At 40.9% G+C, this 12,309-nt stretch carries 10 protein-coding genes; 9 read left to right on the top strand and 1 reads right to left on the bottom strand.

Going from position 1 to position 12,309, the window contains the following annotated elements:
- The first annotated feature begins 3 nt into the window (after nt 1–3).
- A complete protein-coding gene (locus RCC89_17190) occupies nt 4–741 on the top strand; it encodes a (Fe-S)-binding protein (protein ID WMJ74882.1) in 738 nt (245 codons plus the stop codon).
- Nucleotides 742–831: 90 nt separating this feature from the next.
- On the opposite strand, the gene RCC89_17185 is transcribed toward RCC89_17190, so the two are convergent.
- Complete coding sequence (locus RCC89_17185) at nt 832–4,062, bottom strand: M1 family aminopeptidase (protein WMJ74881.1); 3,231 nt, start codon at nt 4,060–4,062, stop codon at nt 832–834.
- A 585-nt stretch (nt 4,063–4,647) separates the two neighbouring features.
- On the opposite strand from RCC89_17185, the gene RCC89_17180 reads away from it, so the two are divergent.
- The 8 genes from RCC89_17180 to RCC89_17145 all read left to right on the top strand — a co-directional run bounded on the left by RCC89_17180 (nt 4,648) and on the right by RCC89_17145 (nt 12,083).
- Complete coding sequence (locus RCC89_17180) at nt 4,648–4,845, top strand: hypothetical protein (GenBank protein WMJ74880.1); 198 nt, start codon at nt 4,648–4,650, stop codon at nt 4,843–4,845.
- A complete protein-coding gene (locus RCC89_17175) occupies nt 4,836–5,147 on the top strand; it encodes a type II toxin-antitoxin system RelE/ParE family toxin (protein ID WMJ74879.1) in 312 nt (103 codons plus the stop codon). Before RCC89_17180 ends, RCC89_17175 begins: the two co-directional genes overlap by 10 nt.
- Before the next feature lie 185 nt (nt 5,148–5,332).
- On the top strand, nt 5,333–8,515 hold the full coding sequence (locus RCC89_17170; protein ID WMJ74878.1) for an RHS repeat-associated core domain-containing protein: 3,183 nt from the start codon (nt 5,333–5,335) through the stop codon (nt 8,513–8,515).
- A 686-nt stretch (nt 8,516–9,201) separates the two neighbouring features.
- The gene (locus RCC89_17165; GenBank protein WMJ74877.1) at nt 9,202–9,801 is read left to right on the top strand and encodes a hypothetical protein; all 600 of its coding nucleotides are present in this window, start codon (nt 9,202–9,204) and stop codon (nt 9,799–9,801) included.
- A complete protein-coding gene (locus RCC89_17160) occupies nt 9,798–10,229 on the top strand; it encodes a hypothetical protein (protein ID WMJ74876.1) in 432 nt (143 codons plus the stop codon). Before RCC89_17165 ends, RCC89_17160 begins: the two co-directional genes overlap by 4 nt.
- Before the next feature lie 37 nt (nt 10,230–10,266).
- Nucleotides 10,267–10,440 carry a hypothetical protein gene (locus RCC89_17155; protein WMJ74875.1) on the top strand — a complete coding sequence of 58 codons (174 nt, stop codon included), beginning with the start codon at nt 10,267–10,269 and terminating at the stop codon, nt 10,438–10,440.
- On the top strand, nt 10,440–11,492 hold the full coding sequence (locus RCC89_17150; GenBank protein ID WMJ74874.1) for an RHS repeat-associated core domain-containing protein: 1,053 nt from the start codon (nt 10,440–10,442) through the stop codon (nt 11,490–11,492). Before RCC89_17155 ends, RCC89_17150 begins: the two co-directional genes overlap by 1 nt.
- Before the next feature lie 15 nt (nt 11,493–11,507).
- A complete protein-coding gene (locus RCC89_17145; GenBank protein WMJ74873.1) occupies nt 11,508–12,083 on the top strand; it encodes a hypothetical protein in 576 nt (191 codons plus the stop codon).
- Nucleotides 12,084–12,309 lie beyond the last annotated feature (226 nt).

Here is a 12,309-nt window from a genome sequence, read left to right as displayed (position 1 = left end):
ATAATGAGTAGAAAAATAGAGGTTGATATTTTTATCCCCTGTTTCATAGATCAGGTTTACCCAGAAACAGGTTTTAACATGGTAAAAGTATTGGAAGCGCTAGGCTGTAAGGTTCACTACAACCCTGCACAAACATGCTGCGGACAACCTGCTTTCAATGCAGGTTTTTTTGAGGAGGCTAGAGAAGTAGCTACAAAACTTACCGACGAACTTTCTTTGAACAAACGCTATATCGTTACTCCTTCAGCTTCTTGTGCTGGTATGATTAGGAATAACTACGAAAAATTGCTTGAAGAAACTTCCAGTTTATACCACTACAGAAAGCTTCAAAAAAATATTTATGAGTTTAGCGATTTTTTGGTAAATATTCTCAAAGTACACAAAGTTCCTGGCGCAAAGCTAGATGCTAAAGTTACCTATCATGATGCTTGCAGCGCACTTAGGGAATATGGTATAAAAGAGGCTCCCCGGTTACTTTTGAGAAATGTTGAAGGCCTTCAACTTAAAGAAATGGAAGATGCTGAAACTTGCTGTGGTTTTGGGGGGACTTTTGCGGTTAAATATGAGGCTATTTCTTCAGGAATGGCTGAGCAAAAAGTAGAAAACGCTGTTGCCACTGGTGCAGAAGTGATTGTTTCTACAGATGCTTCCTGTCTAATGCACATCTCTGGCTTTAGCACCAAAAAAGGCGAAAGTATAAAAGTGATGCATTTAGCAGATGTTTTGGCCAGTGGTTGGTAGCTTAGTTGGTGTCGCCATTTTATAGTAGTTTTCAAAAGAGGCAAAATAAACATTATTCCTTGTTTTGCTTCTCTTGAAAACTATATACTGTTAAAATGCCCTACTGATGCCTAGCACATACCTAAACTGAAAGTGGTTTTCTTCTGCAGGCGGAGCATTTAAGAATAATGGCATGTCAAACCTTATGACCAGAGGGTTGATTTTGAGCGGGGTAAACTTGATTTTTAAAGCAGTACCTAGTCCGGCATCCATTCTAAAGCGCCCTGTTGCAAAAGAACCTGTATGGTTATATCCCAATATGCCCGCATCGGCAAAAAGATAGGTGTCCATGCTTAAGTATCTGAAAATCCCCCCTGGTTTAAAGGAAATAAACTTGTCAAAGTCCATTTCTAAGTTTATGGCAGCGCCAGAATTTCCTACGTATCCAAACACAATGGTGTCTGCCCCGTCTACAGTTATTACATCGGGGCTTAAGTAGCCACTGTATCCTCTCAGGTTTAGCCCTCCGCCCATGTGGAAGTTATTAGTTCCTGTACCAAACCCAGCCCATTGTTGAGGAACAATACCTCTTGCTCGTGTTGCTCTATTTTCCAACAACCCTTCCGGGTTGGCTCCTGCCAAATATAAAGCAGACTCAAGAGGGAACTCACCTACGCCCCACTGTCCAAATATGCGTGATCGGAACTCAAGCTTGCTAACTTTATATGAGTTAATCTGATTTAATTGGATATAGCCGTAATTGAAATCCGAACCTATAGATGGTGTTCTTACGGTAAGATTTACCTGACCTGATCCTCTGCTGAATTTATAATTTCTGAAAAAGCCTATGTCTATGAAAGAGTTGATGAATCTGTCGAATTCACCTGCGCGCCCCCAGTGGTTGGGTAGTAACAGGTATTGTTGATAGGAACGGTCGTTCATCAGAAAGCCTGGGCGGAAAAAGATTTGGGAATACCTCGGGTTTTTCATATCTTGGCTTCTGAAAGTTTTTTCTAAACCAATGCCTAGCTTCCAAATTCCTGCATTGTAATAAGCCTCTTGCGAGGTGCTGAGCCCTCTCCACCATTTATTTAAACTCAATTCATTTTCTAGGTCAAAAGCGAAAAGTTGTCTGTTTGCGCTGGGACGGTCTTCTAAGGAACTTCCCCCCAAAGTGGTGTTTACCCAGAATGTAGCACTATAGTTGGACCGGGTCATATAATTGCCTCGGATATTTGCACCTAACTGTAATCCATCAAAGCCATTAAACCACAAATCAGGTCTCCAATAGTTGCGTTGCTCATCCCATCGGTTTAGGTTAGGTACTCTATGGTCAAAACTAAGCGTCCGTATGCCGCTGTTGCCCTTTTTGTTGTCTCTTAGATCGATATCGGCTAAATAGTGTTCTGGGTCTATTTCGACAGTTTCTAGCTCTGCAGGAAGCTTTACCGTTGCAGTATACTCTGGCTGTATCTTGTCCCAACCGTACCATTTGGGTAATACCGTTGCATCTGTCTCTTTTTCAAACCAAGTGTTAGGGATATAGTATTTTAGTTCCTGTCCATCGGTGGTAGTAACTGTAAAATCAATAGGCATTTGCATCCGCCCCTTTCTTTCAAAGGTGATTTCGTATTCAGATTCTCCATTGCCGCTGCGGATATTTTTTATGCCATAATCTATGTTTTTTGTAGTTTCCAGCCATTGGTCGAAAAACCAGTTCAGGTCTGTCTGGGTATATTCCATAATGGAGCGCCTGAAATCTTCAGGGTAGGGGTGGGCAAACTTCCATTGGTTTACATAATGCTGCATGGCCTCCTTAAAAAGTTGCTCTCCTAACACATAACGGAGGTTGTAAAGCATGACGCCAGCTTTGTAATAAACCAGCCCGTAGTTTCCGCCATGTCTTATGGCACCGTTAAAGGCTGCAGAGTGGGTGTTCAAAGGTTCGTCATAACCTTCTGTGGCTGTTAATATATATGGGTAGTACAAGCTCTCATATCGGTTGCTTGATGGATCTAAGTGGCGGGTGACGTATTTGCTGGGGTGTATTCTTTGCCGTTCTTCGCCTACAATTTTGTCCATAGTCCACACCGTTAGGAACTGGGTAAAGCCTTCATCCATAAATGCCCTGTAGGTTTCATTGGTGCCGAGCATGCCATAAAACCACATATGGCCTACCTCATGTGCCAGTAGTCCCTGGTGTCCCGGATAAGTTCCGCCGTTTAGGGTAAGCATGGGGTATTCCATGCCGTCTTTAGCGTCCGCCACAATTATTTTAGGCCAATCATAACTGCCAAAATCCTGTCCATTTACTTGGATTACCATGGCCGTAAAAATAGCAGACTCCTGCCACTTGGATGCATGGGGCTCCTGTGCCAGTGCAATTACCCGAACCCCGTCCAGGTTTACCTCGCCTATACGGTACATAGGGTCGGCGGTGAAGGCAAAGTTGTGCACATTTTTAGCGTGAAATTTCCAAGTTTTTGTTTTCCCTTCTTCTCTGGGAATGATAATAGATGGCGCTTCGTTGAGGGGCTTGTCTTTAAAATTTGAAAGGTCTAATTTTTCTCTTAAATCTGCCGGCATTACTTCTTCCTCGTTCACTAGTACTCCAGTGGCTTCTACAATATAGTCATGAGGGAAAGTAAGCTCTATGTCAAAAGCGCCAAAGTTGTTATAAAATTCCTTGTCTAGGTGCTGTTCGTTTGCCCACCACCCAGCTTTATGATCGTAAACAGCTATTTGTGGATACCAGTGTACGCCGTCATAATGTTTAAAACCATGCTCTTCGAATACTTTCATCCTACGCCGCATGGTCCCTGTATCAAAGTAGGTTTTAAATTGCATGGTGACTTCTAATGAGTCTCCTGGCTGCAATGTCTCGTTGAGCTTTACTTGTAAAGTAGTATTGTCTAGTGTAGCTTCCACACCCTCTCCGTTTACCTGAAGATTCTCAAAAGTAGTACCTAGGCCTTGCGCTTCATATTTGCCAAATTCTACTTTTATCCGATTGTTTTCGTTGAGGCCATGGTAATAAGAGCTTGGCTGAAAAGCATTTTGGTGGAGGTTGAAATAAAGCTCGTTGATTTTATTGGGAGAATTATTGTAATAAATTAAACGGTAATCTTCGCCATGGATAATATCTGTTGAGTCGTCTACCCTCGCTTTAATAAAATAGTGTACGTCTTGCTGCCAGTATCCAGGATATGGTTTTTTATGCCCCCAATAGTGAGGATTTTCCTCACTTCTATAAGGTACATCTGGCGACTGGTGAGCAAATCGTTGAGCAAATGAATTAAAAACACCTAATAGTATTAAAGCAGTGACAAAAAGTGCTCTCATGTTGACTTCCGTAAATTTCTGGCAATATTACAACGAATTTACATTTGAGCAAATTGGGTTGGCGGATAGTTGGACGGATGTTAAATTTATATAGCTTTTTCTTATAAGTCCCCAAGTTGAAATTTGAAGAGTATGTGTCGAAAAGCTGTGTGTTTCTGTAGTTGTGTCTCTTGACCAACCACCATGGAATGTTTATAGTTTGCAACCGGAATGTCTTTTGGAGATGCTTTCTGTTTTTTTATCTGAATCAGAATTTTCAGGATTAGAGAATTAACAGGATGGGTGTGAAGCTCAGGTTATAAAATCAGAAATGAAGAGGGTATATTTAATTTAACATTGCAAGTTGTAATAGACAGTTTGAAATTTGTCGTGATCGCCAACCTGTTAAAAGCCGAAAATGGTTTAAGAGTGGTACAGGTCTGTGCAGGCAATAAATACCCCTCAGCGACTGAGAAATACAAACAGGCCAACGTAGAGCACCTGAAAAAGCAGATCGGTAAATACCACCCTTTGCAGTAAATTGTTAAATCTAAAAAGGATAAAAAACGTTATATTTTACCTATAGGTTTTTAAAATACCAAGACAATGAATATAGAGACCAGAAAATACAAAATCATACAAAAAGTAATGCAGTCCTCTGAAGAACAGTTGGCAAGAATAGAAGAAATGCTACAGGAAGAATCAGAGCTTGATGCCCGTCTGGAAAGAGCCATGCAACAAGTCAGGGAAGGCAAGGTAAAGCCACATAGTGAAGTAAGAAAAAAATATGAAAAATGGCTTTAGAAGTAGTTTGGTCAGAAGAAGCCGAAAACCAGTTAGATGATATAGTTGAATATCTGGAAGAAAACTGGACAGAAAAAGAAACAGAGAAGCTCTTTAAACGCCTGGAAGATGCCCTAAAACAAGTAAGTGAACAGCTTCAACGCTTTAAGAGATCCGAAAGGAAAGAAGGAGCAAGGGAGTTCCAGTTAAGCCTCCACACTACACTTTTTTATAGTTATAATACAGAAAGGCTCGAAGTGTTGCTGTTGTGGCCCAATAAAAACGACCCTGCTAACCTAAGCCGATTAACACCCCACCCCTGACCTGTACCCTGCGCTGTCCCTTGCCGTAGGAGACGAAAGGAATGAGGCCCCGCTAATCCCACAATAATTTCATAAACCAACCTTCGTTACAACGAAGTTTCGGGGTTAAAATAAAGATAAACAGGTGTTTATGTACACTGTTTCTCCTTTTAATCATTAATGCTCATTGTAGCTTCCAGCACCAGTTGAACAGGATCAAATCCAGTAAATTCTATACCCCTGAGGCAAGCACAGGGCAGGTCAATTGGGCGCTTCAGGCCAACCGGTTCAGCACCACCTATTCTTACGATGGGAATGGAAACCTTTACCACCTGGGGCGTCATGGGAGGGACAACCTGATAGACAACCTACGGTACGAATACTATGGCGAAGGTACAGCGGATGCCAAAAACATGCTGAAACGGGTGACGGACGAGCACGATGTGGCCGGAAACGGCATGGAAAACGACCTGAAAGGCTCCATTACCTATAAATATGACCGGAAGGGCAACTTGGTGGCAGAGACAGGAGAGCACCGTTTTATTGACCTTAACGGTGATGGCGAGCTGGAAAGCCATGAAGAATTTGTGTCCACCAAATTAATGGAATGGGATACCTATGGAAAGATTACGGCTGTGTATGATTACCTGGAAAATGTGCAGGATAACAGCAGGATTAGGTATATCCACTACTTTACCTATGATGCCACAGGCAACCGGATCTCCAAACAAGAGATCAAACAAGAAAATTATGAGGGGGCTGCACCGGTTATTGCCGGCGATGGGCCGCACCTTGAAAACTATTATGAGCTTATTGCGGCTGCCCGTGGAGAACACAGCCCCTTGGAAGAGGTGAAAACCACGTACTATGTGCGGGACGCTTCTGGCAATGTGATGAGCGTGTACAAACGACGCATAGAGGCCGGAGAGGTGCCTGATACCTATCTGGCAAGGTTTTCCCTGGAAGAGCAACCGATATACGGTAGCAGCAGGATTGGGCAACATACCCCTAACAAAGACATGGGCGAGGTGGCATTTACTGCCGGTGAGTTTAGCGGCCTTAGCCTGAACGCCATGCCTAGGGCGGCACGGGCTACGCTCCAAAACTGGTTGACGGCCTCTAACCGAATCAGTGAAATAGATGGACAGCAGTCTTGCGCCTGCCGTATAGACCGGATAGACTTTGGTGGAGGCGATGTTGAACCGAAGGGCAGCTTTATGGGTTACAACACCAATAATATAGCCGTAGCGGAAGACTATGACGGCCACTTGCAGTTCTATACTGCTACCACCGAAAGTTATATGGGTAGCGAAAACCCGGTAATGCTGGTCTTTGACAGGGACGGCAAATTGATGGAGAACAGCTATGGCATAATCTCTTCGGCCAAAGGCAAGTCTATTGTCATGCAGTCTCCGGAAAGGAGCCAGTGGTACTATATCTTTACAACCAGTGAGCAAGGTGTTCCGTACTACCATATCGTGGATATGTCTGCCCAAGGCTATGGAACCACCCTTGGTGCGGCAGGAAGGGTCATCAGCAAAAATAATGTGCTTGATGCCAGTGGCCAATATACCTATGGCAGACATTTTACGTTCATTGAGGACAGGATCAGTAACGAAGGCATTGTTTACGCCGTACGCTACCGTGCACCAGAAACGGCAGACGAGCCGGGACTGGCACAGCTGGTATACTTTGAGCTGAGGCAAGGCGAAATGTCAGCACCAGTACTCTTGACTGGCTTTGAAAGTTACGATGCAGAAGGGGCGGGCGAACTTACCCTTTCTGAAGACGGTCGCATTCTTGCTTATTTCAATAGAAAACAGCATATTGCAGGCTTTGGATACCAGTCCATAAGCATAGAACGCTTAGAGCTGGAAGCCGATCACCGGACCGCCACCGTACTTAGCCCTATTAGCGGTACGTTGGCAGGAACCGACGACAAAGGTAGTGTCGACTTTAGTGGCGATGGCAACATGTTGTACTATAACCAACATGGTCTGTACATCCACAACCTTACGGGCAGCCAGTCCAATATTTGGGTATGGGGAAGCAGTACACAGTCGGCACTTGAAGGTGGAGCGTATGGTGATGTTCGTCGCCAGGGCGAAGTGTACATAGGTTCACGCGACGGCATGCAGTTGAAAGACGTGCTTGCGGGAGGCATTACACTGCCAGACGGAGAGGGTTTCGGGCTTTCGGGCTATCTGCCGGTACAAGGTTACCGGATCAGGCCTGCAGGGCGCGAGGTGTTCACCAGGGAAGTGGGCAGAAAGGTGTATGAGCTGGCAGACCACCTTGGCAACGTACAGGTGGTGGTAGCGGACATGCGGATGATGACAGAAGTGCAGACAGGATCAGGCACGGCCGTATGGGAAGACAGGGTGGCCATAGTGTCATCCAGTGAGTACTATCCATTCGGCATGATGATGCCCGGAAGGAACTATAACAGTCAGGATTATAAGTATGGCTTCAACGGCATGGAGAAGGATGATGAATTGAAAGGGAACGGGAATAGCTATGATTTTGGGGCGAGGATTTATGATCCGAGAATCGGGAGATGGTTGAGTATTGATCCGATAGCTGGAGAGTATCCTTTTGTGTCCCCTTATGTATTTGCATTAAATACTCCAATTCAAGCAAAGGATCCAGATGGAGAAAGAGTTTACTTTGTAATTTATTCTGGTGGGGATCCTAGATATGAATCGGCCGCATTAACTCGTGTAAGAGAGATTGAGTCTCAAAGTGATTTTGATTCCTCTAAAGACCATGTTTATTTCATTAATTTGGAGAAGGATAGCAGGTTACTGAAGAAGATAATTCATGAAAAAATCAGTCATGCTCATTCTAATAATTTTGGTTTAACTCTTGAATTATCTGTATATGGTCATGCAGGTTCTGATGGCCCAATAATGGGTATGCAGCACACTGGTTCTGATGATTTGTCTCTAAACTTGTCAAGAAATGCTGATGATAAAGGGCAATTAACTCCAGATGGCTGGTCTTCAATAAAATTTAACTTCGATCCTAAGAGTAGTATAGCCGTTTTCTATGGGTGTAATTCGGAAGCTTTTGCTAGGAAATTTTTGTTGATGCAAAAAGCTAAATTTTCAGCTGGAATGAGTGGCCAGTCAGGGCCTTCTAAAAGTAATGAGAAGCATATAAAAAGTTGGTTTCCTTCTGAGGGAGATGATATTTGGTTATGGGATGGAAATCCTATTAAAATTTATAAACGAGGTGGCAATATTCTTGTAGACTATCGTACAGAAACAGAGAATGGGATAGAGGAGCTAGAGCGTCCTTGGAGAAGGGTTGAAGGGTTTGTAGGTGAAGTGGGAGAAGTTAAACCGAATGTAACTTTACAGAAAGCAGAAGAATTAGATAGTAAATAATATCTTGTTATGAAGAAATATTTAATTATTCTAATGATATGGGTCTTATTTATAGTTACTATCAATGCATTATCTATAAGGAACATTGAAGTTTATTATGAAAGAGTTGGCAATGTTATAGGCTTGCCTTTTCCGATGAGATTTTGTTATCCGTTAGGTGATGGAGAGAATATAGAGGGGTGGTATATTAAGAATACTTTCTATAATTTAGGTTTTTATATCTTAGGATATTTTTTATTTACGTTCATTATTAATAGAATTATCCCCGCTGTCCAGGATGTTCCTGAAAACGAGAACGGCAGTCATTAAGGCAGAAAGCTGACACAATGGGGCTGTTTGGGATTTGTAATCCCGAACTGAATTTTATAAGGATTTACAATCCGCTTGTTTAAGAAGAAGAAATCCGGGAGGCGTAGAGCTTTCCGGATTTTTTGTTGTCTGAATCGGGATTTATGGGATTAGAGGATTAACAGGATTATTAGGCAGAATAAGCATTTTTAGTTTTAAAGTCCCTGATATAAGCACTGATAACTTTCATCAGGGTAGTTTTATCATCCTGATGAAGATGGTAATGTTCTGGCGGTTTATGATGATGGTGATTTGGGTGTTTATAAGCATGAGGGTGCAAAAGATCTGATATTGATGAAAAGTATAGTAGTGACAACACAAGTGCCGGAGGGGAAAAAATGGGGGAAACATATTTTTGGGATGAGTTTGTGAATTTTTCAACAGGAAAAGAACAAGGAAGAATTTTATTTGGAGATTCATTTGATGAAACCTTTAAGAAGTTATCTGCGCAAGCTTTAAAAATGTCTTTATATGAAATTGCTAAGAAATCTTCTTTACATCAAGACTTTGATATAAAACATAAAGAAGAATATGCTGAACATGGACCAATGACGGGTAAGTTGTTTTTTGGTAAATATGTTTCGGCGAGATCTGCGGGAAACTATTTGGCCGGATATAATGGTACCCACAGAGGGAGGAAAGGATTGGCAAGGATAAGATTAGATTATATTGGCTATATGAAGGCTGCGGGGTACTATAATGCAACTGGTAGAAAAGATTTCAAAATGTTTGTAAGTGGTTTAACCGGAAAGTCTAAGTATCCTGGCCCTACTTATGGAGAAGATCTTTATTCTGCAAGATGGATTGCTAGGGGTATACAAAATAACCCCAATATGGTCAAGCTACGTCTGCAAAAGCATCAAGATATATTGAATTATCAATCTGCTATAGAAAATTACGATACTGATACAAATTTGCAAAAGTACTTTAAAAGATGATTAGATCATTATTGGTTGTTGCATTTTTTTGTCTCTTTTCCTTTTGTCAGAGGAAAAGAGACATTATATATTGTTCACAAACTTTGGTTTCTCAAAATTTAGATACACTATATTTGCAGGTAGGATATTGGGGAATTAACGGAAATAATAGGTTATTTGTTATTTCTGGTGATACAAATAGATTATATCATAAAAATGACTATGATCTTGAAAGAGACTATGTTTTTAAAGGGGACTTTCCGATTTTTATCAAACATGAAGGGGATTCGATTTTCGTCTATACATATTTAAAAGCCTTAGAGCCAACTATATTTAATTCGCAGTTTAACGTTAAACAAATTGAGATAGATAATAAACAATCTTTGGTTTTGAGAAGAGATGAAAGTTTTATAAATGTAGATAAGGTTTGTAAAACAAAGATCGACTGATAATAAACTGATATCCACTAGGTCTTGGACGCTAGGGGTGGATGATAATAATGATGGGAAGGCCGACGTTTACTATGCCAGGGTTCAGAGCCTGAACGATTATTATCCTTTCGGCATGATGATGCCGGGCAGGAACTATAGCAGTCAGGATTATAGGTACGGCTTCAACGGGATGGAGAAGGATGACGAGGTGAAGGGCTCTGGAAACTGATGTCCACCAGGTCGTACAGCAGTTCGAGCTATAGGTATGGCTTCAACGGGATGGAGAAAGATGATGAAGTGAAGGGGGCTGGAAATAGCTATACTACCTTTGAAAGGCAATATGACGCCCGTATAGCAAGATGGATCAGTACTGACCCGATTTTCCATGAGTATCAATCAGCATATGCTGCATTTGATAATAATCCAATTTATTACAGGGATCCAAGCGGGGCTTCATCTGAAGGGCCAGATGATGATGATACGAAGGAGATTACTACTCCTGCCGTTGGAGAAGATGGAGATGGGAATAGGATTAACTATAAAGTGAGTATTCCTTCAAGCGCAGATACTGAAACGAATGATGAAGGGGAAGTTACAAGCTTTTCGTATTCTACAGGAAATGCTCTTGATGGTACTTGGGAGTTTCACAGTTATCATTGGGATGAAGACGCAAATGCATATAGAACCCTTTCCGGTATAACGAACAAAGATCATTCAAGAGGAACTTATTATTCGTTAGCACTTTCTGAGAGAAAGGCTAGGCAAGACAACTTGGATCAATTGTTTGGTGCAGGGCCTTATACTCCTGGCTTAAGTACAGACCAAAAAATTCTTACAAGCTACTTTGTCCAAAGTCGTTTATTTATTGCATATGGTGCTTCATTTGGATTAGCTTTAGCTGGTGAAGCATTACCGGCTTTGCCAGCATTATCTGACATAGGAGTTTCTGCTTACTCTTGGTATTTAAGGTTTGGTAGCTTGAGCACTGCTGCATATATCCGGGGTGAAAGGTTTTTGACTAGAAATTATGGGTGGGGATATAGGTTCTTACCAGATGCAGTTGGTAAGTATAGGCTTCAGTTTCTTTATAATAATCCAGGAGCTAGAGGAATTACTTTTGGGTCATGGCAAGGTGCTAATCATATTTTTAGAATCGATTATCATAAAATTAATAATAAGTATATGCTTCATTACCATTGGTCAAATAGAGCTGCAGTAGGAGATGAAGCTTTTAAAAGAATTGGACGATTACATAGAACCTTACACTCTATTTATAAATAATTTTACTTATTTTATATGTTCTTTCGGCGTGAAACTAAGTTAGTAAATAGCATTTGTTTTAATGATATTGAACTTGAAAATCCTATAGTCGAAATTAATGGGAAAAGTTTATTTGAGTTACTTTTTAAGGAGGGCGATTTAATTGTATTTGCTTGCCATAAGGAAGAAACTTTGTTGACATATTCTGAAGCTAAAAGATTAAAAAAACAAATATTTAATTTTTTTGAAATTGAAGGTGAAATACAAAATGTAAATACAATAGATGATCAATTGTTTAATGTTATCTTTTATTTTACCTATGATGCGTATATTTTTAATTCGATATATAATAAATGCTGGATGTATTTTTATGGATTTTCATTTTTTCGGATAGATTTGTCACAAAAAAGAGTAATTAAAAATAAGCCTCATGTTTTATTTAGAAGAGATCCTGGTGGGGTTAAACTGATAGAAGAAGGTATTACTGATCATATATTTATTAAAGAACTTGGAGGTGGGGATTTAAACCTTAGTTATCATAATAGTTTTATTCTTCCTTTTGAAATTCCTGAGAATAAGTATAAAAAACGAAACTGGTGGGAATTTTGGTAATCTATGATGATGTCTCAGGATATACAACCCGCAGATTGCAAAGTTTTTGAGTGTTGACCCGTTAACAGCACCGCTAATCCCACAATAATTTCATAAACCAACCTTCGTTACAACGAAGTTTCGGATTAAGATAAAGAGGAACAGGTATTTGTATTCCCTGTTTCTCTTTTCAACCTTAAACGCTCACTGTTAATTAGGGGATACTGGAAAATTGTTAACTGATTGT

The organism is Cytophagaceae bacterium ABcell3 (genome assembly GCA_030913385.1).
Lineage (GTDB): Bacteria > Bacteroidota > Bacteroidia > Cytophagales > Cytophagaceae > ABcell3.
This window is presented reverse-complemented; position numbering and strand designations above follow the sequence as displayed.

Bases quoted from the DNA above. Each gene is read 5' to 3' on its own strand.
- RCC89_17190 (WMJ74882.1), top strand. From the start codon at position 4: ATGAGTAGAAAAATAGAGGTTGATATTTTTATCCCCTGTTTCATAGAT.
- RCC89_17185 (WMJ74881.1), bottom strand. From the start codon at position 4,062: ATGAGAGCACTTTTTGTCACTGCTTTAATACTATTAGGTGTTTTTAAT.
- RCC89_17180 (WMJ74880.1), top strand. From the start codon at position 4,648: ATGAATATAGAGACCAGAAAATACAAAATCATACAAAAAGTAATGCAG.
- RCC89_17175 (WMJ74879.1), top strand. From the start codon at position 4,836: ATGGCTTTAGAAGTAGTTTGGTCAGAAGAAGCCGAAAACCAGTTAGAT.
- RCC89_17165 (WMJ74877.1), top strand. From the start codon at position 9,202: ATGGGGGAAACATATTTTTGGGATGAGTTTGTGAATTTTTCAACAGGA.
- RCC89_17160 (WMJ74876.1), top strand. From the start codon at position 9,798: ATGATTAGATCATTATTGGTTGTTGCATTTTTTTGTCTCTTTTCCTTT.
- RCC89_17150 (WMJ74874.1), top strand. From the start codon at position 10,440: ATGTCCACCAGGTCGTACAGCAGTTCGAGCTATAGGTATGGCTTCAAC.
- RCC89_17145 (WMJ74873.1), top strand. From the start codon at position 11,508: ATGTTCTTTCGGCGTGAAACTAAGTTAGTAAATAGCATTTGTTTTAAT.